General features: G+C 69.9%; 20 protein-coding genes. 10 read left to right on the forward strand and 10 right to left on the reverse strand.

Annotation, left to right across the window (positions count from 1 at the left end; translation table 11 throughout):
- Positions 1–14 precede the first annotated feature (14 nt).
- The 4 genes from AC1PLR_RS07860 (at position 15) to AC1PLR_RS07875 (ending at position 3,771) form a co-directional block, all read left to right on the forward strand.
- Positions 15–1,349, forward strand: coding sequence for a TRZ/ATZ family hydrolase (locus AC1PLR_RS07860; protein WP_242159783.1), 1,335 nt, complete (start codon positions 15–17; stop codon positions 1,347–1,349).
- A 53-nt stretch (positions 1,350–1,402) separates the two neighbouring features.
- Entirely contained in the window at positions 1,403–2,122 is a 720-nt protein-coding gene (gene ubiG, locus AC1PLR_RS07865; RefSeq protein ID WP_481103190.1) for a bifunctional 2-polyprenyl-6-hydroxyphenol methylase/3-demethylubiquinol 3-O-methyltransferase UbiG, read from the forward strand.
- A gap of 49 nt (positions 2,123–2,171) precedes the next feature.
- Entirely contained in the window at positions 2,172–2,873 is a 702-nt protein-coding gene (locus AC1PLR_RS07870; RefSeq protein ID WP_481103557.1) for a phosphoglycolate phosphatase, read from the forward strand.
- Positions 2,874–3,066: 193 nt separating this feature from the next.
- Complete coding sequence (locus tag AC1PLR_RS07875) at positions 3,067–3,771, forward strand: phytoene/squalene synthase family protein (protein ID WP_481103191.1); 705 nt, start codon at positions 3,067–3,069, stop codon at positions 3,769–3,771.
- A 28-nt stretch (positions 3,772–3,799) separates the two neighbouring features.
- Here AC1PLR_RS07875 and AC1PLR_RS07880 read toward each other — a convergent pair whose 3' ends face one another.
- The gene (locus tag AC1PLR_RS07880; protein WP_481103192.1) at positions 3,800–4,981 is read right to left on the reverse strand and encodes a putative acyl-CoA thioester hydrolase; all 1,182 of its coding nucleotides are present in this window, start codon (positions 4,979–4,981) and stop codon (positions 3,800–3,802) included.
- Between the two features lie 412 nt (positions 4,982–5,393).
- Here AC1PLR_RS07880 and AC1PLR_RS07885 point away from each other — a divergent pair, with 412 nt between their 5' ends.
- The gene (locus AC1PLR_RS07885; protein ID WP_481103193.1) at positions 5,394–7,076 is read left to right on the forward strand and encodes a sensor domain-containing diguanylate cyclase; all 1,683 of its coding nucleotides are present in this window, start codon (positions 5,394–5,396) and stop codon (positions 7,074–7,076) included.
- Positions 7,073–8,029: a hypothetical protein gene (locus tag AC1PLR_RS07890; RefSeq protein WP_481103194.1), complete on the forward strand. Its 957-nt coding sequence runs from the start codon at positions 7,073–7,075 to the stop codon at positions 8,027–8,029. Before AC1PLR_RS07885 ends, AC1PLR_RS07890 begins: the two co-directional genes overlap by 4 nt.
- A gap of 176 nt (positions 8,030–8,205) precedes the next feature.
- On the opposite strand, the gene AC1PLR_RS07895 is transcribed toward AC1PLR_RS07890, so the two are convergent.
- The 3 genes from AC1PLR_RS07895 to yidD are packed head-to-tail and all read right to left on the reverse strand — an operon-like array spanning position 8,206 to position 10,675.
- Complete coding sequence (locus AC1PLR_RS07895; protein ID WP_481103195.1) at positions 8,206–9,069, reverse strand: M23 family metallopeptidase; 864 nt, start codon at positions 9,067–9,069, stop codon at positions 8,206–8,208.
- Positions 9,069–10,403, reverse strand: a complete 1,335-nt coding sequence (locus AC1PLR_RS07900) for a dihydroorotase (RefSeq protein WP_481103196.1) — start codon at positions 10,401–10,403, stop codon at positions 9,069–9,071. The genes AC1PLR_RS07895 and AC1PLR_RS07900 overlap by 1 nt, the downstream gene beginning before the upstream one ends.
- Positions 10,403–10,675, reverse strand: a complete 273-nt coding sequence (gene yidD / locus AC1PLR_RS07905; RefSeq protein WP_481103197.1) for a membrane protein insertion efficiency factor YidD — start codon at positions 10,673–10,675, stop codon at positions 10,403–10,405. The genes AC1PLR_RS07900 and yidD overlap by 1 nt, the downstream gene beginning before the upstream one ends.
- A 114-nt stretch (positions 10,676–10,789) precedes the next feature.
- Between yidD and dksA the strand changes: the two genes are divergently transcribed.
- A complete protein-coding gene (gene dksA / locus AC1PLR_RS07910; RefSeq protein ID WP_481098465.1) occupies positions 10,790–11,923 on the forward strand; it encodes an RNA polymerase-binding protein DksA in 1,134 nt (377 codons plus the stop codon).
- 235 nt (positions 11,924–12,158) lie between these two features.
- Here the strand turns inward: dksA and AC1PLR_RS07915 are convergent, their stop codons facing one another.
- From AC1PLR_RS07915 to AC1PLR_RS07925, 3 genes are all read right to left on the reverse strand, one after another.
- Positions 12,159–12,833, reverse strand: a complete 675-nt coding sequence (locus tag AC1PLR_RS07915) for a secreted signal peptide protein (RefSeq protein WP_481103198.1) — start codon at positions 12,831–12,833, stop codon at positions 12,159–12,161.
- A gap of 66 nt (positions 12,834–12,899) precedes the next feature.
- The gene (locus AC1PLR_RS07920) at positions 12,900–13,025 is read right to left on the reverse strand and encodes a hypothetical protein (RefSeq protein WP_019799365.1); all 126 of its coding nucleotides are present in this window, start codon (positions 13,023–13,025) and stop codon (positions 12,900–12,902) included.
- Positions 13,026–13,085: 60 nt separating this feature from the next.
- A complete protein-coding gene (locus tag AC1PLR_RS07925) occupies positions 13,086–13,586 on the reverse strand; it encodes a hypothetical protein (RefSeq protein WP_481069302.1) in 501 nt (166 codons plus the stop codon).
- A gap of 271 nt (positions 13,587–13,857) precedes the next feature.
- Here AC1PLR_RS07925 and AC1PLR_RS07930 point away from each other — a divergent pair, with 271 nt between their 5' ends.
- The gene (locus tag AC1PLR_RS07930) at positions 13,858–14,970 is read left to right on the forward strand and encodes an alpha/beta hydrolase (RefSeq protein WP_481103199.1); all 1,113 of its coding nucleotides are present in this window, start codon (positions 13,858–13,860) and stop codon (positions 14,968–14,970) included.
- A gap of 133 nt (positions 14,971–15,103) precedes the next feature.
- Here AC1PLR_RS07930 and AC1PLR_RS07935 read toward each other — a convergent pair whose 3' ends face one another.
- The 3 genes from AC1PLR_RS07935 to cysS form a co-directional block, all read right to left on the reverse strand.
- Positions 15,104–16,354, reverse strand: coding sequence for an MFS transporter (locus AC1PLR_RS07935; protein WP_481103200.1), 1,251 nt, complete (start codon positions 16,352–16,354; stop codon positions 15,104–15,106).
- The gene (locus AC1PLR_RS07940; RefSeq protein ID WP_017912501.1) at positions 16,351–16,791 is read right to left on the reverse strand and encodes a SufE family protein; all 441 of its coding nucleotides are present in this window, start codon (positions 16,789–16,791) and stop codon (positions 16,351–16,353) included. Before AC1PLR_RS07940 ends, AC1PLR_RS07935 begins: the two co-directional genes overlap by 4 nt.
- Before the next feature lie 210 nt (positions 16,792–17,001).
- Positions 17,002–18,417, reverse strand: coding sequence for a cysteine--tRNA ligase (gene cysS / locus AC1PLR_RS07945; RefSeq protein WP_481103201.1), 1,416 nt, complete (start codon positions 18,415–18,417; stop codon positions 17,002–17,004).
- Positions 18,418–18,559: 142 nt separating this feature from the next.
- Between cysS and AC1PLR_RS07950 the strand changes: the two genes are divergently transcribed.
- Both AC1PLR_RS07950 and AC1PLR_RS07955 read left to right on the forward strand, forming a co-directional pair.
- A complete protein-coding gene (locus tag AC1PLR_RS07950; RefSeq protein WP_010343560.1) occupies positions 18,560–19,090 on the forward strand; it encodes a hypothetical protein in 531 nt (176 codons plus the stop codon).
- 298 nt (positions 19,091–19,388) lie between these two features.
- Complete coding sequence (locus AC1PLR_RS07955; RefSeq protein ID WP_481103202.1) at positions 19,389–20,414, forward strand: N-acetylornithine carbamoyltransferase; 1,026 nt, start codon at positions 19,389–19,391, stop codon at positions 20,412–20,414.
- The last annotated feature ends 15 nt before the right edge of the window (positions 20,415–20,429 follow it).

Below are 20,429 nucleotides of genomic sequence, written 5' to 3' on the forward strand. Positions count from 1 at the left end.
CCAGAGTCCCTGCGATGACCTCCATTCCCGAATCCTGCGACCTGCTGATCGAAGCCGGCTACGTGGTCCCGATCGAGCCGCATGCGGTGGTGCTGGAAGACCACGCGGTGGCGGTGCGCGGCAGCGAGATCGTGGCGGTGCTGCCCACGGCCGAGGCGCGCACGCGCTTCGCCCCCGCACGCACCGTCTCGCGCCCGGACGCGGCGCTGCTGCCGGGCCTGGTCAACGCGCACACGCACAACCCGATGACCCTGCTGCGCGGCATCGCCGACGACCTGCCGCTGATGGTGTGGCTGCAGCAGCACATCTGGCCGGTGGAGACCGCAGTGATCGGCCCGGAGTTCGTCGCCGACGGCACCGCGCTGGCGATCGCCGAGATGCTGCGCGGCGGCACCACCTGCGCCAACGAGAACTACTTCTTCGCCGACGTGCAGGCCGCGGTGTACAAGCAGCACGGCTTCCGCGCGCGGGTCGGCACGGTGATCATCGATTTCCCGACCGCCTGGGCCAAGACCTCCGACGAGTACTTCGCCCGCGCCTGCGAGGTGCACGACCAGTGGCGCGACGATCCGCTGGTCGGCATCGCCTTCGCCCCGCATGCGCCGTACACGGTCAACGACGCCAACTTCGAGCGGGTGCGGATGCTGTCCGACCAGCTCGAGGTGCCGGTGCACCTGCACACCCACGAGACCGCGCAGGAAATCGCCGATTCGCTCAAGCAGTACGGGCAGCGCCCGCTGGCGCGGCTGGACCGCCTGGGCCTGGTCAACGACCGCCTGATCGCGGTGCACATGACCCAGCTCACCGACGCGGAGATCCACCTGTGCGCCGAGCGCGGGGTCAGCGTGGTGCATTGCCCCGAATCCAACCTCAAGCTCGCTTCCGGGTTCTGCCCGGCCTGCGCGCTGCAGCGGGCAGGGGTGAACCTGGCGATCGGCACCGACGGCTGCGCCAGCAACAACGACCTGGACATGTTCAGCGAGAACCGCACCGCGGCGATCCTGGCCAAGGCCGTGGCCAACGACGCCACCGCGCTGGACGCGGCCAGCACGCTGCGCGCGGCCACCCTGGGCGGCGCGCGCGCGCTGGGCTTCGGCGAGACGATCGGCTCGATCGAGCCGGGCAAGCAGGCCGACCTGATCTGCGTGGACCTGTCGGCGCTGGAGACCCAGCCGCTGCACAACGTGTTGTCGCAGCTGGTGTACGCCACCGGCCGGCAGCAGGTCAGCGACGTGTGGATCGCCGGCCAGCCCAAGCTGAGCCAGCGCGTGCTGGTGGACATGGACGTCGACGCGCTGGTCGCCAATGCCCGGCAGTGGCGCGAACGTATCCGCAGCGTCCACGCCTGATCCCCTATGTTCGCCGTGCCGCGCCGCGAGCGCGGCCCAAACGAGAGTCCGCCATGACCGCTTCCGCCGCCAACGCCTCCGCCAATTTCGATCAGGCCGAACTGGACAAGTTCGGCGCCCTGGCCACCCGCTGGTGGGACGCCGACGGCCCGCAGAAGCCGCTGCACGCGCTCAACCCGGTGCGCCTGCGCTACGTCGCCGAGCGCCTGCCGCTGCGCGGTGCGACGGTGCTGGACGTGGGCTGCGGCGGCGGCCTGCTCAGCGAGGCGCTGGCCAAGGAGGGCGCGCAGGTCACCGCCATCGACCTGTCGCCGGAACTGATCAAGGTCGCGCGCCTGCACCAGTTCGAATCCGGGGTCGAGGTGGATTACCGCGTGCAGTCGGTGGAGGACCTGGCGGCGGCGCAGCCGGCCAGCTTCGATGCGATCACCTGCATGGAGATGCTCGAGCACGTGCCCGATCCGGCGGCGATCGTGCGCGCTTGCGCGACCCTGCTCAAGCCGGGCGGACAGCTGTTCCTGTCCACCCTCAACCGCACCCCGGCCGCGTTCGCCCTGGCCATCGTCGGTGCCGAATACGTGGCGCGGCTGTTGCCCACCGGCACCCACCGCTATCAGGATTTCATCAAGCCGGCGGAACTGGCCGCCTGGTTGCGCCAGGCCGAGCTGCAGCTGCGCGACGTCAGCGGCCTGGCCTACGAGCCGTGGCGCAATCGTGCGCGCTTGTCGTCGCGGACCGAGGTGAATTACCTGGCGTGTGCTGCAAAGCCGTGATTCGGGATTGGGGATTGGGGATTGGCAACGGCGGGTGCGCGTGGGCGTGATGCCGCTCGAGCGCGATGTGGACCGTGGCTACCCGCGGGTGGTGCTGTTCGATCTGGATGGCACGTTGCTGGACAGTGCGCCGGATCTGTTGGCCGCGGCCAATGCGGTGCTGGCCGAGCATGGCCGTGCGGCGTTGACCCTGGCGCAGCTGCGGCCGGTGGTGTCCAAGGGCTCGCGGGCGATGCTCGGCGTCGCCTTTCCGGATCTGCCCGCGACCGAGCGCGATGCGCTGATCCCGGCGTTCCTGCGCCACTACGAGGCGCTGATCGGCCGCCATTCGCAGCCGTTCGACGGCATCCCTCAACTGCTGCAACGCCTGGAAGACGCCGGCAGCGTGTGGGGCATCGTCACCAACAAGCCCGAGGCGCTGGCCCGGTTGATCCTGCCGCAGTTGCAGTGGGAGCAGCGCTGCGCGGTGCTGATCGGCGGCGACACGCTGCCCGAGCGCAAGCCGCATCCGTTGCCGCTGCAGGTCGCCGCGCAGCGCCTGGGCGTGGCGCCGCACGAGGTGGCCTACGTCGGCGACGACGAACGCGACATCCTCGCTGCGCGCGCCGCCGGCATGGCCTCGGTGGCGGTGCTGTGGGGCTACCGGCTGGACGAGGACGATCCGCTGGCCTGGCGCGCCGATGCAATGGTCGCCGCGCCGGCGGAGCTGTACGACGCTGTGGCCTGGCCGGTGAGCGCAGCCGCTCCCTGAATCCGGGTGCTGTCGCCGCATGGTGCTGCCGCCGCGCAGAGGCTGCGAATGCTGTGTCGCCGCCTGCACGCCGACACCGCTCGGCATCTACCGGCCACCCACGTAAACTGCGCGTCCTGCGCGACGCCCGCGCTCACCTTCCCCGTGTGCGACGTCTTCGCTGCGCGCGCCTGAATCCGGATCCACCGATCGCATGAGCAGTTCGTCCGCCCTGGATGCCTTCCTCGACAAATGGCGCCGCCGCTGGCCGGAATGGGCCGTGGCCGAGGCCTTCGTGCCGACGCCGCAGCGCGCCCGCACGGTGGCCTGGTTCGCCCTGCTGCAGGAGTTCGACGACATCCTCAACATCGCCGGCGATCCGCTGCCGGCCGACGCCAAGCTGGCGTGGTGGGGCGAGGAACTGCGCAGTTGGGCCGGGCAGCGCTCGCGGCATCCGCTGGGCCGGGTGCTGGAGCCGGTGGCCGCGCCGTGGACGCAACTGGCCGAGGCCCTGCCGAGCCTGCCGCAGGCGCGCGCGGCGGCGGCGGACGCGGCGCATGCGCTGGAGCGGCTGGAGCCGTTCGCGCAGGCGGTGGTCGCGGTCGAGCGCGCACTGTTCGAGGCGCCGGCCGAGGGCGCCGCCGTGCCGGTCGCGCTGCAGGTGCTGGCGCAGCGCCTGGCCGAGGGCGGTGCCGCGACCGCGCCGCTGGCACTGCGCGGCGGCGAGGAGCCACAGCAGCGCCAGCGCTGGGCGCAGGCGCTGCTGAAACCCTGGCCGCGCCGCGTGCGTGGCCCGCGTCCGCGGCGCATCCTGTCGGCGCTGGCGCGTGCGCGCACCGTGCAGCAGGCCGCCGCCACACCGAAGCCGCCGGGACAGATGGCGACGCTGTGGCGCGCCTGGTGGGCCGGGCTGGGCTGAGCCCGCCCGCCCTCCGCGCCGGCATGCCTCAGGGCGCGCTGCCGGCGCCGCTGTTGGCGTACTCGTAGAAGCGATTGGCCGAATTGCTGCAGTTGCTGCTGCAGTACGGTCGGCCGATGGTCGAGGCATTCCACGGCGCGCTCTTGCGGATGTGCCCGCCCAGCGTCGAATCGCGGATCACCACCTTGCCGTTGGGCGAGGTGCCGTCGACGTAGTTGGACAGGCTGCCCACGCTCTCGTCCCAGGCCCGCCCCAGCCACACCGTGCCGCTGCCGGGACTGCCGACCGCATCGAAGGTGCTGCCGATGGCCAGGAAGCCGTAGCTGCTGCCCGGACGGGTGCTGGGCGCGAAGATCACGCCGCCGTCGTTGGCGCCGCGGCGCGCGGCGGTGTAGCGGATGGTGCTGCCGGCGAACACGGCCACGCCCGAGCCGAAGATGAAGTCGGTGTCGCCCTCGATGGTGCCGCCCTTGAAATAGGCGCGGATCACCGTGTTGGCGCTGCCGGCGCTGACCAGCAGGGTGTCCTGGTTGCCGGTCAGCACCACGTTCTCCAGCACCGCCTTGTCGCCGCGCAACGCCAGCGCCACCGCCGACTGGTTGCTGCCGCTGTAGGTGCCCTCGACATAGCTGTTGACGATCGCCAGGTTGCGCGCCTGGAACTGCGCGGCGCGCACGGTCACGGTGCCGCTGTCGGAGGTGCCGACGGTGCTGCTGGCGGCGTTGCTGGCGCAGGGGTGGGTGGCGCTGCCGGTGGGCTTGGGCGTCGGGTTGGCATTGCCGAAGCGGATGGTGGTGCTGGCCGGGCTGCCGCCCAGGCCGAACAGGGTCAGCGGCGGCGCCGCGGCGGGGACGCAGACCACTTCGGTGTAGGTGCCCGGCGCCACGCTGATGTAGCGGCGCATGCTGCCGCCTGCGGCGACCGCCGCGTCCACCGCCGCCTGCACGGTGCGGTAGCGGGTGCTGCCGTCGGCCGCCACCGCGTAATCGGCCTGCAGCAACGCGACGCCGGCGCTCGGGTCCCAGTTGTCGGTGACCAGCGCGCCGATCGGGCCGGCCTGGGCCAGGTGGCGGGCGACGGTCTGGTTGGCCGCCTCGCTGCTGGTCAGTTGCGGGCGCGACGCAGTGCCGGTCAGGGCCGGGGCATCGGCGACGACCCCGCCCGCCAGGGCGAGGGTGGAGGAAAGCAGCAACCAGCGCGATACGGTCATGGAAAGCCTCCGCTCAAGGATAGGGAACCGCGGCGGCGCTTGGTATGATACCGGTGTCATTCGCTCGTGCGATCCGGTGCCGTTCGCGGACCGGCGATAGTAGGGGCGTTCGCGTGCCGATGCCGGCCGACCTCGCAGCCAGAGGGCGGTTGTGTCGTTTCCATCACGATCACGGATCCTCCGCCGCTGCCGAGCGCGCGGCGACGGGGGCGTACATGCCCATTTCAGGGGCGAAAGGGCCAAGGATGCGACGTTTCAGGACCTTGGCGGCCACGCCTTCGCGGCACTGCGGCATGCGCCTGCGCAAACCTTCGCGAGCGTGCTGCGTGCGTGATGGCGCCGTGAATTTGGATACGAGCGCCGCCGCGGCGTGCGCTACGCTCGACGCGGATCTCATTTGGAAGCCCGTCGATTGAAGCGCCTGTGCCGTTGGTGCTGCCTGCTGCTGTGCCTGGGGATGGTCGGGTCGGCGTTGGGGCAGGAGCTGCTGTTGCAACGGCTGGCCGCCGACCCGCCGGCGCCGGAGGTGGTGGCGGGGCGCCACGATGCCGCGTTCGCCGATGCCGGCCACGGCGCGACCCTGTACGAGCGCAGCAAGCGACCGACCTGGTGGCGCATCCGCGCCGACCGTGCGATCGGCAGCGAGGGCCAGCCGCAGCTGGTGCTGCAGGCGCCCTACCTGACCCGGGTCGAGGCCTGGGTGCCGGGCCGCACCGCGCCGACCCGGCACGCGATCTACGGCGCCGACGCGGACCTGCGCTACTCGACGCGCGCCCTGGTGATTGCCTTGCCGCGCGGGCTGCCGGCCGGCGCCTCGATCTGGCTGCGGGTGCATGCGCCGGCGGCGATGCCGATGCCGGTGGGCATCGTGCCGCTGGCCCAGGTGCAGCGCGAGGACCTGCGCTACGTCGGCTGGCGTGCCTTCATCCTCGGCTCGACCGCGGTGCTGGCGATCCTGGCGATCGCGCTGTGGGCACGCCTGCGCGAGCCGATCTATGGGTACTTCACCGCCAACGTGATGTGCGTGCTGCTGTACCTGCTCGGCCTCGGCGGCGAGGCGCGCGCGGTGCCGGACCTGGCCAGCGTGTTCGCGTCCTCGCCGACGCCGATGCGCATCGTCGCCGCGCTCGGCGGCTTCTTCATCATCACCTTCCAGCGCCGGCAACTGGAGATGCAGCGGCAACTGCCGCGGCTGGACCGGGTGCTGCGGCTGTGTGCGCTGTATTTGCTGGTCATCGCCATCGCCTGCCTGCTGTCGGACGCGGCGGTGCTGAGTGTGCTGGGCAATCTCGGGCTGATCGTCGGCGCCGCGCTGCTGCTGCCGTGCTGCCTGTTGCTGGCCTTGCGCGGGCAGCGCTACGCCTGGCCGTTGCTGGCCTCGTGGACCCCGCTGTGGATGCTGTGCGTGCTGCGCTGCCTGGAACTGACCGGGTGGTTGCGCCTGGACCTGGCCGCACCGGTGCTGGCGCACGGCATCAGCCTGGCGCTGGCGATCTCCTGCCTGCTGGTGACCTTCGGCCTGGCCGAGCAGATCCTGGAACTGCGGCGCGACCGCGACCGCGCCAGCCGCCTGGCGATGGTGGACGAACTCACCGGCATGCTCACCCGCGCGGCGCTGCAGCAGCGCCTGGCCGAGGCGCTGGAGGACGCCGCGCGCCACGCGCAGCCGCTGGCGCTGGCCTACATCGACATCGACGATTTCAAGCGCATCAACGACCTCCATGGCCACGCCGGCGGCGACGCCTGCCTGCGCTGGGTCGCCGCCTGCGCGCGGGCGCGTCTGCGCAGCAGCGACACGCTCGGCCGCCAGGGTGGCGACGAGATGTTGCTGCTGATGCCCGGCGCCACCCTGGAGGCCGCGCGGCGCGTGGCCGAGGACATCCGCCAGCACATCGCCGCGCAGCCGCTGCCGCGCGAGGGCCAGGCGCTGTCATGCACGCTGAGCGTCGGCGTGGCGCAATGGCAGCGCGGCGAGAGCGCCGCGGCGCTGTTGCAGCGGGCCGATGCCGCGCTCTACGCCAGCAAGGCCGCCGGCCGCAACCGAGTCAGCGTTTCCCCATCCACCGCGTCACCCACCAAGGAGCCTCAGCCATGACTGCACAGCCCGCTTTGCCCGCGTTCGCTCCCGATCAGTTGCAGGTCGGCGACATCCTGTTGCAACTGGGCTGCGGCCCGGTCTCCGAACTGATCGCCTGGTGCGGCGACAGCATCTACAGCCATGCCGCCATCGTTGCCGACAACGGCGATCTGATCGAGGCGGCGGCCAGCGGCGTGCGCCGCTATCCGCTGTCGCAGCGGCTGACCGACACCACCAACTACCTGATCATCGACGCCTACCGGCCGCTCAGCTACGCCGGCGTGGCGCTGGACGATGCCGATCGCGCCAGCGTGCTGGCGAAGGCGCAGTCGCTGCTAGGCGTCCCGTACCCGCTGGACAGCCTGGCCACGCTCGGCCTGCTGGTCGCCATACGCGGCAAGTGGCCGCAGCACTGGCTGGCGCGGATCGTGGTGCGCGAGGCGCTGGACCATCTGGTCCGCGACAACCCCTCGCACATGGTGTGCAGCGAAGTGGTGTACCGCGCGCTGGCCGAATGCGATGCGACGCCGCCGGGCCGGCTGGCGCCGCAGATCGTGCTCAGCGGGCCGACCCACATGCCGTTCCCGCACCTGGACTGGAAGGCGCTGTGGCAGGAAGTATGGCAATTGCTGCATCCGCAGCGGCAGCAGGCCCTGGGCGACATTGCGCAGCGCCTGGCGGCGGTGGAGGGCGCACCGGCCAGCCTGGCGGCCTCGGCGCTGACCACGGTTGCCGACGACGACTTGCTGCGTCGCGCCAACGCGGTCCGCGCCGGACTCGACCTGCCGCCGCTGGCGCCGGTCACCGATCAGGTGGAAGACAACGGCAGTCTGCTGCGCGAAGCCGGCGAAGAAGCGCCGGGCACGCCCTTGCCGCATCCCAATCCCAAGCTGGTCATGCCGCTGGACCTGGCCAACAGCCCCTCGCACGTGGTGCTGGGGCGCCTGCTCGAGGTGCCCACGTCGGCGTAGCTGAAAGGCTGCGCGCAGCGCATTGAGGCTGCGCTCGTACCCTCATCCGCCCCTTCGGGGCACCTTCTCCCGAGGGGAGAAGGGAGAGCGCTTGCCTCGCTCCCATTGGGAGAGGGGGCGGGGTGAGGGTGCGGCCTCCTGGCCACGCGCGCCGATGCACCTGACGCACCAACGTTCTACGGCTGCTTCGTGCGCTCCAGCACCAACAACGGATCGATGCGCACATCGAACCAATTCATCCCCCAATGCAGATGCGGCCCGGTCGCGCGCCCGGTGGCGCCGACCGCGCCGATCACCTGACCCTGGGCGATGCGGTCGCCGACCTTCACGTCGATTCGCGACAAATGCAGGAAGTTAGAGCTGACGCCGTAGCCGTGATCCAGCAGCACGGTGCCGCCGGTCAGGTACAGGTCGGGAGCGGCGAAGGTGATGACGCCGGCGGCCGGGGCCTTGACCGGGGTGCCGGTCGGCACGGCGATGTCCATGCCCGAATGCCCGGCGCCGGGCTGGCCGTTGTAGACCCGGGCGTTGCCGAAGCGGCCGCTGATGCGGCCCTGCACCGGCCAGATGAAGGGCGCGGCGAAATCGGTACGCGGATCGTCGCGGTCGCGTGCGGCGGTGACCTGGGCCTGTTCGCGCTTGATCCGTTCGGCGATCGCCGGCGGCGGGTTCACCGTCTTCGGCGGCACCCCGTTGACCTGTTCCAGCGGCCAGTCGCGCGGCGTCACCGCGATCTCGACGGTCTCGGTCGCCCCATCCGGGCGTTGCACCGCGATGCGCAGCGGGCCGCGCTCGTCGCGGCCGATGCCGAACACCACGCTGCCGTAGTCGCTGACCCGCAGGGTGCGTCCGGCGTATTGCACGCGGCTGCCCGGCGCGACCTTGCCGATCACCAGCGCGCCCTGCGAGGCGCTGCGCGGGAACACGCTGCGCGCTTCGGCACCGGCCGCGGCCGGCGTCTGCGCGTGCAGCGCCGGGGCGAGCGGTGCGGTCAGCAGGACCAGCGCCAGTGCGGCGCCGGCCACCAGGGCGCCGCGCATCAGCGGTCGAACGCCAGGCGCTGCCCGTTGGGGCTGCCGACCAGGCGGGTGCCGTCCCAGGCCAGCACGCCGTTGATCCAGGTCGCGGCGATCCTGGAGCGGAAGCTGCGGCCTTCGAACGGCGACCAGCCGCACTTGGACAGCACGTCCTCGCGGCGCACGGTGAACGCGGTGTCGTCGATCAGCACCAGGTCGGCGTGGTAGCCCTCGCGCAGGAAGCCGCGCTCGTGCACGTCGAACAGCAGCGCCGGCGCGTGCGCGAACTTGTGCACCACCTGGGCCACGCTGAGCCGGCCTTCGTGGACCAGTTCCAGCGCCGCGACCAGCGCGTACTGCACCAGCGGCAGGCCGGACGGCGCCTGCGCGTACGGCTTGCTCTTCTCTTCCCAGGTGTGCGGGGCGTGGTCGGTGGCGAGCACGTCGATCACGTCCTCGGCGATCGCGCGGATCAGCGCCTCGCGGTCGCTGGCGTCCTTGATCGCCGGGTTGCACTTGATCAGGTTGCCGAGCGTGGCGTAGTCGGCGCGGTCGAAGCGCAGGAAATGGATGCAGGTCTCGGCGGTGATGCGCTTGCCCTGGATCGGGCCGGGGGTGAACAGCGCCAGTTCGTCGGCGGTGGAGATGTGCAGCACGTGCAGGCGGGTGCCGTGCTTCTTCGCCAGCGACACCGCCAGCTGCGAGGACTTCAGGCAGGCCTCGCGGGAGCGGATGTCCGGGTGCATGTCCGGGGTCAGCGCGTCGCCGTACTTCTGCCTGAACGCGGCCAGGGTCGCGTCGATGGTCGGGGTGTCTTCGCAGTGGGTGATGATCGGCGTCGGCGCGTCGCGGAAGATCGCATCCAGGGTCTGCGGGTTGTCGACCAGCATGTTGCCGGTGGAGGCGCCCATGAACACCTTGATGCCGGGCGCGGTCTTCGGGTCCAGGGTCTGGATCGCGGCCAGGTTGTCGTTGCTGGCGCCCAGGTAGAAGCCGTAGTTGCCCCAGGCGCGACCGTGCGCGGCGTCGTACTTGGCCTGCAGCGCGGCGGCGTCGAGCGTCGGCGGGTTGGTGTTGGGCATGTCCATGAAGCTGGTCAGGCCGCCGGCCACCGCCGCCGCCGATTCGGTGGCGATGTCGCCCTTGTGGGTCAGGCCGGGTTCGCGGAAGTGCACCTGGTCGTCGATCATTCCGGGCAGCAGCCAGCGCCCGGCGGCGTCGACCACGGTCTCGCCCTCGCGCGCGGCCAGTTGCGGGGCGATCGCGGCGATGCGGCCGTCGGCGATGCGCAGGTCGCCCTGGGTTTCGCGGCCTTCGTTGACCAGGCGCGCGTTGACGATCAATGTGGAAGCGGACATCAGTGTTTTCCTCGGCAGCGGCAGGGTGGCGGCGCCGTGGGGTCGGGCACCGGGTCGAACCCGCCAGGATGGAAGGGGTGGCAGCGGCCGACGCGACGGGCGGCCATCCAGCCGCCGCGCACTGCGCCGAAACGGGCGATGGCGGTTACCGCGTATGCCGAGCAACTGGGCACGAAACGGCAGCGTGGCCCGAGCAGCGGGCTGATGAAGCGCTGGTACAGGCGCAGCAGGGCGATGAGAGCGCGGGCGATCACGCCACCATGATATGCCACTGTGCTCGACTAGGCGGGTCGCTCGGCGTATACGCCGCGTTGTTGCCGCGGGGGGTAGGGTAGGCTATAAAGGCCCGCTTTCCCGGGCCCCGGGAAGACCAAGGAAGAGCGTTCGTGGCTGCTAAAAAACCTGCAAAGAAGGCCGTCCAGGCCGCCAAGAAGCCTGCCAAGCCCGTCGCCAAGAAAGCGACGGTGTCCGCCGCCAGCAAACCGCCGAAGAAAGCCGCGCCTGCGAAGCCGGCGGCCAAGGTCGCCCCGGCCAAGTCGGCCAGCAAGGCCGTGGCCAAGAAGCCGGCGGCCAAGCCGGTCGCGGCGGCGCCGGCCAAGTCCGCTCCCGCCAAGAAAGCCCCGGCCAAGAAGGCGCCCGCCAAGCCGATCGCGGTCGCCAAGGCCTCGGCCAAGCCCGCGTCCGCGGCCAAGCCGGCAGCGAAGAAGACACCGGCGGCCAAGCCCGTGGCCAAGGCCGCGACCGCTCCAGCCAAATCCAAACCGGCCACCGCCCCCGTTGCACCCGCGGTGACCACCTCCGTACCGAAGTCGGCGCCCAAGCCGGCTGCGGCCAAGCCTGTCCCGGTCAAGCCCGCCGCGCCTGCCGCAGCACCGGCCCCCAAGCCCGTTGCCGCCAAGCCCGCCGCGCCGTCGACCCCGCCACAAAAGAATCCCGTGTCCGTTTCGAAATCCTCCGCGAAAACCCCCACCAAGTCCGAATCCACCCCGAAGGCGCCGGTCGCCAAGCCCACCGGCAAGGTCGCCGTGGCCGTGACCGCCAAGTCGAACACGCCGGCCAAGCCGGCCAAGTACAAGGTGGTCGAGTACAAGACCGACGAGGCCACCGGCCGCCCGATCCTGCCCAAGGGCTACAAGCCGGCGGCGGACGAGGAGTACATGAGCGCGCTGCAGCAGGAGTACTTCCGCCAGCGCCTGCTCACCTGGCGCGCCGATCTGGTCGAGGAATCCAAGCAGACCATCGAGAACCTGCGCGACGAAGTCCGCGACATCGGCGACGAAGCCGAGCGCGCGACCCGCGAGACCGAGAACTCGCTGGAGCTGCGGACCCGCGACCGCTACCGCAAGCTGATCGGCAAGATCGACAGCACGCTCAAGCGTCTGGACGCCGGCGACTACGGCTACTGCGTGGACACCGGCGAAGAGATCGGCCTGGAGCGCCTGGAGGCGCGCCTGACCGCTGAGCGCACCATCGACGCGCAGGAGCGCTGGGAGCACCTGCAGAAGCAGCAGGGCGACTGAGCGATCTCCGCCTTCAATGCGTCAAGGCAAGGCCCCGCTCGCGCGGGGCTTTGCGTTTTGGTCACCTCATCGCCGGTCCAGGCAGTTCGCCTGTCGCGATGCCGCCTGTGGAAACCGGCGCCGCGGCATCGACGTGATGCTCGGCCGCGGGCCGATCCTGCGCGACGAGCCGCCTTCCTCTGCGTGAATGGGGCGTCGCGTGGTGGCTACACCGCGGCGTGAGCGACGGCGCCCTTCAGCGCACGCCGTTGACCAACCCGCTTTGCGCGTCCTTGCTGATCTGCAAGCCGGGGAGGGCGAAACTGTCCAGGTCCTGCTTGGTGGCTGCGACGTATACCCCGATGAGGGCCGACGTCTCCGGATCGACCTCCAGGCCCAGCGGCATCGCGGCGAACTGCACGTAGTCGCGGCTGGCGTTCCATTGCGGCTGCCCGCCGATGGCCTGCAATACCCGGTCGATGTGCGTGCCGGCTGGCTGGCCGAGCAGATCGAACGGTAACGGGGCATCTGCATTGGCGAAGGCGATCAGGTTGGTGACCCGGTCGTTGCGAAAGCGCACCGCCAATTGACTGTAGCGGAGAGCGGTTGCCGGCTGCGGTTGCTGCGCCAGTTGCGCGTTGAACCCGCGCGGGTACAGATACACCACACTGAGCGTGTCCGGATGTGCCGCATCGCTGCGGGTGATGTCCGGCTGCCCCAGTGCGGCCAGCACCTGTTGTTTGCGCGTGCCGAGCGCGACTGGTCCGAGACGCGCGCACGGCGGGGGCAGGGTGGCGGCGCTGCTAGTGCCTGCAAGGGCCTGATGCAGCGCATGCATGCAGGCCGCCGCATCGCTGCCGGCGGCATGCGCCTGCGAGTAGGCCATGAAGAGAGCGAGCAGGCCGAACAGCGGGAAGAACCGGGATGCCATGAGAAATCTCCGTGACGGTAGTGCGTGGCGAGGACGGGAGCGCTCCCGTCCTCGCCACAGGGTGAGTCAGTTGCCGTGCCAGCCTTCGCGGTGCCCGTAGGCGGTGATGAACGCGTTGCGCTGGTCGCTGTTCAACGACGACCACTGATCGGACGGATTCAGGCCCGAATTGGTGGTGATCGTGGTGATCATTTCCGAGGTCGGATTTTCGCCACTGCGTCTGCACCGACGCCGTAAGCGCCTGCGCGGCGATTACATCCGCTGCCCCTTCGGCGCTCCCTCGTTGGAGCACGCCAAGGTCAGGTCAAGTTGACGTACCGTCCAACGCGACGGCGTGTCCATCGTCCCCAGTGCACGGATGTGATAGGCGGGGCAGTCCGCATCTTCCTCTGGGTTGTTCTTGATGTCGCAGTTGCCTTCGATCAGGAAGGCGTTGTTCCCTTCGACACCGGTGCTGGCAAATTTCAATGCGGGGCAGCTGCCGAAGAGCCTCGACAAGACGATGTCGTTCTTCAGTACATACGCGATCGCCTGTTCTCCATCTGCTTGGGAAGAGGCTTGATGCGCGTGCAACGATCCTGGTACGGCAATAGCGAATGCCAACGCCATGCCTATGCACGGTAACCCAAAGGCTTTCATGTGGAGAACTTCAATAGGTGGTTGTCTGCCGGGTTGGCGGCGTCGCGCGTCCATTCCGAAAAGCGGGTTGAAACTTAATTCGTGGGAGATAATTTCGGCGGCTTCTTTCGTCATCCTTTCCGTGTTTGATGGCTTTTTATTTTGTCTACAAATTGCGCTATCGTGGTGTTGGCGGGTTGCTGACTTAATCTTGAAATTCAGCTGTTTAGTGCAGGAATTGCAGCGTCTTCGATAGCGGTAGAAAGGTTTTAAATGTGCCTGTCATGACGGTGTCGCATAATGCGGCAAGTGGTATATCGCCGTGTCGATGCTGGCAATCAATGTCATTTCATGCAAATTATTTCAATCATGTATCCGGGGTTGCGTCGATAATGGAGTGCCGTCCTTGAACCGCAATGCCGACCTGGCCGAGCCGTCCGTGCGCACGCGCCGCCGTCGCTGGCGCTTGCCGATCCTGATCGCCTTGTTGTTGCTCGCGGTCATTGCGCTGGGTCCACGGGTCAGCGTGGCCCTGCCGCAGGTGGCGGCGCCGGCGGTGCCGCAGGATCCGCTGGCGCTGCAGGCCTGGATCGATGCGCGCGAACGCGCCACGCCGGGGCTGCGCCCCGACAACCAGGCGCGGATCGTCTGGGCCGATCCGGCGCATCCGGGGCGCCGCGCGTGCGCCATGGTCTATCTGCACGGCTTTACCGCCAGCCAGGGCGAGGGCGCGCCCACGCACGTGCGGCTGGCGCGCAGCTTCGGCTGCAATCTGTATCTGCCGCGCCTGCCCGGGCACGGCTTGGTCGCGGCCGATGCGCTGCGTGGGGTCGATGCCGGGCGCCTGCTTGCCGGTGCGGCCGAGGCGCTGGCGGTGGCGCGGGTGCTCGGCGATCGGGTGGTGGTGATCGGCAATTCGATGGGCGGCGCGCTGGCGGTGCAGGCGGTGGCGGCGAATCCGCGCCAGGTGCAGGCGCTGGTGCTGTGGTCGCCGCTGGTACGCGAGTACGGCGACCAGTTGCAGCCGATGCTGTGGCCGTGGGGCGCGCAACTGTTGGCGTGGACGCACAACGGCGGTGATCCGATCCTGCGCTATCCGGTCGACAGTGCCTACTGGGCGGACGCCACGCACCTGGACGGCTACCGCGCGCTGGCAGCGCTGACCCGCGGCGGCATGCAGTCGGCGACCTATGCGCGCATCCATGTGCCGGTGTTCCTGGGCTACTACTATCGCGACCCGCAGCACCAGGACCGCACGGTGTCGGTGGCGGCGCTGCAGGCGATGTTCAAGCAGCTGGGAACGCCACCGGCCTTGCGCCAGGCAGTGGACTTTCCTAGGGCGGACAATCACGTGCTGGCCTCGCCGATCCGCTCGCATGCCGTGCCGGCGGTGTTCGCCGCCACCTGCCGGTTTCTGGAGGGGCAGGGCGGCCTGGTGCAGCCGGCCGGCGTGCCGGATTGCGCGCATGCCTGGGCCGACGACGAGGCGCAGGCCCGCGCGGTGACGGCCGCGCGCTGAGCGTGGTCGTTGTGGCGAATCGAGGAAGCGGCGCGGTGCGGATCATGCATCGGCGCCAGGGCGCGTGATGCCTCAGGGCCGAGTTGTTTCGCGCCGGAGAGGCGACGACGCGCACGCGCGCCGTCAGCCGGGCCTACTGCAGATCGCGCAGATCCAGATTGCGCAGCTTGGGCGCTTTCCAACTGGTAACGCCGACCACGCCAAGCGTGACGCAGCCGCCCAGCACCACGGCCGGCACCAGTCCGATCAATCGCGCCATCACGCCGTCGTAGAACGCGCCCAGTTCGTTCGACGAGCCGATGAAGATGCCGTTGATCGAGGACACGCGGCCGCGCATCGCGTCCGGCGTGGCCAACTGCAGGATGGTCTGGCGCACGATCACCGAGACCCCGTCGCACATGCCGTAGGCCAGCAGGATCGCCGCCGACAGCCAGAAGTGCCGCGACAGGCCGAAGGCGATGGTGCACAGGCCGAAACCGGCCACTGCCAGTAGCAGCACGCGTCCGGCATTGCGCTGCAGCGGGTGCCGCGCCAGCCACACGCCGACCAGGATCGAACCCAGTGCCGGTGCCCCGCGCAGGATGCCCAGGCCCTCGGGGCCGTAGTGCAGGATGTCGTGGATGAAGGCCGGCAGCATCGACACCGCGCCGCCCAGCAGCACCGAGAACATGTCCAGGGCCATCGCGCCGAGCATGATCTGGTTGGAGAACACGAACTGCGCACCTTCGGCGATGCTGCGGAAGATCGGTGCGCGCGGGCCTTCGTGCACCGGCTCGGACACGCGCAGTAGCCACAGCGCCAGCAGCGCCGCGGTGGAGGCGCCGATGGCGGTGCCATAGGCCAGGCTCTTGCCGCCCCAGCCGACCAGCAGGCCGCCCAGCGCCGGGCCGATCACCATGCCGGCCTGGAACGCCACGCTGCCGACGCTGGCGCCGCGCGCATAGGCCTCGCGCGGCAGGACGCGGGCGAACAGCGCGTTGTACACCGGCGACAGGAAGGCGCGCGCGGCGCCGGTCAGCGCGATCGCCGCGTAGATCGGCCACACGCCCTGCGCCGACAGCCAGCCGCGGCTCACCGCCAGCAGCACAGCGGCGGTGGCGACCAGGCCGACGCTGGCCAGCATGCCCAGGTAGCGCCGCGGCAGGTGGTCGACCAGGTAGCCGGCGAACGGGGCGATGCAGAAGAACGGCAGGATCTCGGCCAGCCCGATCAGGCCCAGCGAGAACGGATCGCGGGTGATCTCGTAGATGTGCCAGCCGACCGTGACCGCGACGACCTGGTAGGACAGCATCGCCAGGATGCGGTAGGCCAGCACCAGGGCGAAGCCGGGGTGCGCCAGCAGCGTGCGCAAGGTCTGCGGTGGGGTGGGCAGCGGCGCGCTCATGCCTGCTGGGCGCGCGCGGTGTCCTGGATGAAGGCCAGCAGCGCGGCCAGGCCGTTGCTGCGGGTCGGCGACAGATGCTTGCCCAGGCCGATGGCGGCGACGAAGTCCGGCGCGGTGGCGAGGATGTCCGCGGCGCTGCGCCCGGAATAGACCCGCAGCGCCAGGTAGATCAACCCGGAGACGATCGCCGAATCGCTGATCGCATGGAACACCAGGCGCTCGGCATTGCCCTCGGGCACGATCCACACCATCGACTGGCAGCCGTGCAGGCGATGCTCCTCGGTCTTCCAGTGCTCGGGAAAGGCGGGCAGCTTGCGGCCCAGGTCGATCAGGTACTGGTAGCGCTCGGACCAGTCGCCGAAGAAGCCGAATTCCTCGGCGATGGCGGCCTGGGCGTCGGCGGGCGTGGGTTCGAGCGGAAAGTCGGTATCGGTCATCAGCAATCCAAGATCAAGCGATGGAAAGCCCCTCTCCCTCCGGGAGAGGGGTTGGGGTGAGGGTACGGGCGAAGCGTAGCGAACTGTCGATGCCATTCGCTCGGCCTCATCTCTCTAAGGCTTCGCCCGTACCCTCATCCGCCCCTTCGGGGCACCTTCTCCCGAAGGGAGAAGGGAACGGCCGTGCGCCCTTTTTCTACGAGCGCCCGGTCACCCACGCTTCCAACGTACGCCCTGCGGCGTGTCCTCCAGGACAATGCCGGCGTCGGCCAGTTCCTGGCGGATGGCGTCGGCGCGGGCGAAGTCGCGGGCCTTCTTGGCCTCGCCGCGGGCGTCGATCAGCGCCTGGATGCGGACGTCGTCGTCGCTGCCGGCGCCCTGGAACCAGACCTGCGGATCCTGCTGCAGCAGGCCCAGGGCGAGGCCGGCGCCGAGCAGGCGGGCCTTGGCCTGGCGCAGTGCGTCGGCACGTTGCGCGGCATCGGCCGGGTCGGGGCCGCCGGCCGGCGCCGCCTCGCGCAGTGCCTGCCGCGCCTGCGTCGCCAGGCTCGACAGCACCGACAGCGCAAGCGGCGTGTTGAGGTCGTCGTCCAGTGCGTCTTCGATCTCGGCCGGAATGACCGCCTCGGCGTCGATGCCCAGCAGGTCGCGCAGCGTTCCGTACAGGCCGTCGAGCCGGGCGACCTGGGCCTGGATCAGAGCGTCGGACCAGTCCAGCGGCTGCCGGTAGTGCGCGCTCAGTAGCGCGCAGCGCAGGGCCTCCGGCCGATGCCGCTCGATCAGATCGTGCACGGTCTCGATGTTGCCCAGCGACTTGCTCATCTTGGCGCCGCTGAAGGTCAGCATGCCGTTGTGCAGCCAGACGCGGGCGAAGGGGGCACCGCCGTGGGCGCATTCGCTCTGCGCGATCTCGTTCTCGTGGTGCGGGAACTGCAGGTCGACGCCGCCGGCATGGATGTCGATGGTCTCGCCCAGGTGCGCGGCGGCCATCGCCGAGCACTCGATGTGCCAGCCGGGGCGGCCGCGGCCCCACGGCGAGTCCCAGCCCGGCAGGTCGTCGCTGGAGGGCTTCCACAGCACGAAGTCGCCCGGGTCGCGCTTGTACGGGGCCACCTCGACGCGGGCGCCGGCCAGCATTTCCTCCGGGTCGCGTCGCGACAGCTTGCCGTAATCGGCGAAGCTGGCCACCGCGAACAGCACGTGGCCTTCTGCCGCGTAGGCGTGGCCGCTGGCGATCAGCCGCTCGATCATCGCCACGATGTGCGGGATGTGTGCGGTGGCCGCCGGCTCGATATCCGGCGGGGTCACGCCCAGCGCGGCCATGTCCTGGCGGTAGATGGCGGCGAAGCGGTCGGTGATGGCCGAGATCGGCACGCCCTGCGCCTGCGCGGCGGCGTTGATCTTGTCGTCCACGTCGGTGATGTTGCGGGCATAGCGCAGCTTGCCGTAGCGGCGCCGCAGCAGCGCCGCCAGCACGTCGAACACCACCGGGCCACGGGCGTTGCCGATGTGCGCGTAGTTGTAGACGGTGGGGCCGCAGACGTAGAGCGTCGGGCCGGCCACCGGATCGAGCGGTTCGAAGGCGTCGACCCGGCGGGTCAGGTTGTTGTGCAGGCGCAGGCTCATCGGCATCGGCGGTGGGGAAACCGCCCGATTCTACCGGCAGCCGTCCCGGGGCGGGCGCGGGGAGCGCCTTTCGGCTCGCGTTCAGCCCGACGCAAGCCGCCATGCCTACACTCGTGGGTCTGCCCTTGCGAAGCTGCTGCCGATGCGCCTGAACCCGTTGTTGCCGCTGGTCGGCCTCCTTGCCTGCGCCGCGGCGCCGGCCTGGGCGCAGGACTCCGAGGCGCGCAACCGGGTGGTGGTGATCGAGAACGTCAAGCTGGACTACGCCCAGGTCCTGAATGTGGAGCCGGTGTACCAGACCCTGCGCGCCACCCGCACCGAGCAGCAATGCGACCCGGCCCCCGCGCCGGCCCCGGCGGCGCCGGCGCCCAAGCCGGCCGAGGACGACAGCCGCTTGAACCGGTTGATGGATTCGGTGAAGGACATCTTCAGCCGCCGCCACGAGGAGCCGGCCCCGGCCGCTGCGCCGGCCACGGCGCCGAACGGCGGACGCAACTGCCGGATGGTCGAGGTCGGCCGCGAGTTCCGCCGGCCCATCGCCTACGACGTGGACTATGTCTACAAGGGCACCAAGTACCGCTCGCGGCTGCCGGAAGATCCGGGTAACCGGCTGCGCATCCGCGTCTCCGTGGCCCCGTACGTGCCCGACGCGGTGGTGGTGCCGCCGCGTTGAGCGCCGCGTGCGCTTGCGCCTGTGGCGTGCGCGTGCGAGGATGCGCGCCGATGAAAGCGAACCTGCCCCAGCACGATCTCAGCGCCGCACGCATGGCCTCGGGCATGACGTCGCGCGCGCGTCGACCGGAATCCCACATTCTCGCTGGGTAACCGGAGCGTCGTGCCGTTCGTTCTGAAAACCCAGCCCGAGGCTGGGTTTTTTCGTTTTCATCGGCCGGAAAAGTTTCACCCGTAAAGAACAACCCCACAGCACCTCCCGCGCGTCCCGCGTCCCCACCGCTGCAAAGGATCGATCGATGTCTCTGAAGCACTTCTTGAACACCCAGGACTGGAGCCGCGCCGAGCTCGACGCGCTGCTGACCCAGGCGGCGCTGTTCAAGCGCAACCGCCTCGGCAGCGAGCTGAAGGGCAAGTCGATCGCGCTGGTGTTCTTCAACCCGTCCATGCGCACCCGCACCAGCTTCGAGCTGGGCGCGTTCCAGTTGGGCGGCCACGCGGTGGTGCTGCAGCCGGGCAAGGACGCGTGGCCGATCGAGTTCGACCTGGGCACGGTGATGGACGGCGACACCGAGGAGCACATCGCCGAGGTGGCGCGGGTGCTGGGCCGCTACGTCGACCTGATCGGCGTGCGCGCGTTCCCGAAGTTCGTCGACTGGGCCAGGGACCGCGAGGACGTGGTGCTGAAGAGCTTCGCCAAGTACTCGCCGGTGCCGGTGATCAACATGGAGACCATCACCCATCCATGCCAGGAACTGGCGCACGCGCTGGCCCTGCAGGAGCACTTCGGCACCCGCGACCTGCGCGGCAAGAAGTACGTGCTGACCTGGACCTACCATCCCAAGCCGCTGAACACCGCGGTGGCCAATTCCGCGCTGACCATCGCCACCCGCCTGGGCATGGACGTGACCCTGCTGTGCCCGACCCCCGACTACGTGCTCGACGAGCGCTACATGGGCTGGGCCGCGCAGAACGTGCAGGAGAGCGGCGGCTCGCTGACCGTCAGCCACGACATCGACAGCGCCTACGCCGGCGCCGACGTGGTCTACGCCAAGAGCTGGGGCGCGCTGCCGTTCTTCGGCAACTGGGGCCCGGAGAAGCCGATCCGCGACCAGTACCAGCACTTCATCGTCGACGAACGCAAGATGGCGCTGACCAACAACGGCGTGTTCTCGCACTGCCTGCCGCTGCGCCGCAACGTCAAGGCCACCGACGCGGTGATGGATTCGCCCAACTGCATCGCCATCGACGAGGCCGAGAACCGCTTGCATGTGCAGAAGGCGATCATGGCGGCGCTGGCAGGCCAGGGCCGCCGGGATTCGTGATTCGGGATTGGGGAT

It is taken from the genome of Xanthomonas sp. NCPPB 3570 (genome assembly GCF_056725115.1).

Coding starts and splice junctions, on each gene's coding strand:
- AC1PLR_RS07860 (WP_242159783.1), top strand. CDS start 15: ATGACCTCCATTCCCGAATCCTGCGACCTGCTGATCGAAGCCGGCTAC.
- ubiG (WP_481103190.1), top strand. CDS start 1,403: ATGACCGCTTCCGCCGCCAACGCCTCCGCCAATTTCGATCAGGCCGAA.
- AC1PLR_RS07870 (WP_481103557.1), top strand. CDS start 2,172: ATGCCGCTCGAGCGCGATGTGGACCGTGGCTACCCGCGGGTGGTGCTG.
- AC1PLR_RS07875 (WP_481103191.1), top strand. CDS start 3,067: ATGAGCAGTTCGTCCGCCCTGGATGCCTTCCTCGACAAATGGCGCCGC.
- AC1PLR_RS07880 (WP_481103192.1), bottom strand. CDS start 4,981: ATGACCGTATCGCGCTGGTTGCTGCTTTCCTCCACCCTCGCCCTGGCG.
- AC1PLR_RS07890 (WP_481103194.1), top strand. CDS start 7,073: ATGACTGCACAGCCCGCTTTGCCCGCGTTCGCTCCCGATCAGTTGCAG.
- AC1PLR_RS07895 (WP_481103195.1), bottom strand. CDS start 9,069: ATGCGCGGCGCCCTGGTGGCCGGCGCCGCACTGGCGCTGGTCCTGCTG.
- AC1PLR_RS07900 (WP_481103196.1), bottom strand. CDS start 10,403: ATGTCCGCTTCCACATTGATCGTCAACGCGCGCCTGGTCAACGAAGGC.
- AC1PLR_RS07915 (WP_481103198.1), bottom strand. CDS start 12,833: ATGGCATCCCGGTTCTTCCCGCTGTTCGGCCTGCTCGCTCTCTTCATG.
- AC1PLR_RS07920 (WP_019799365.1), bottom strand. CDS start 13,025: ATGATCACCACGATCACCACCAATTCGGGCCTGAATCCGTCCGATCAG.
- AC1PLR_RS07925 (WP_481069302.1), bottom strand. CDS start 13,586: ATGACGAAAGAAGCCGCCGAAATTATCTCCCACGAATTAAGTTTCAAC.
- AC1PLR_RS07935 (WP_481103200.1), bottom strand. CDS start 16,354: ATGAGCGCGCCGCTGCCCACCCCACCGCAGACCTTGCGCACGCTGCTG.
- AC1PLR_RS07940 (WP_017912501.1), bottom strand. CDS start 16,791: ATGACCGATACCGACTTTCCGCTCGAACCCACGCCCGCCGACGCCCAG.
- cysS (WP_481103201.1), bottom strand. CDS start 18,417: ATGAGCCTGCGCCTGCACAACAACCTGACCCGCCGGGTCGACGCCTTC.
- AC1PLR_RS07950 (WP_010343560.1), top strand. CDS start 18,560: ATGCGCCTGAACCCGTTGTTGCCGCTGGTCGGCCTCCTTGCCTGCGCC.
- AC1PLR_RS07955 (WP_481103202.1), top strand. CDS start 19,389: ATGTCTCTGAAGCACTTCTTGAACACCCAGGACTGGAGCCGCGCCGAG.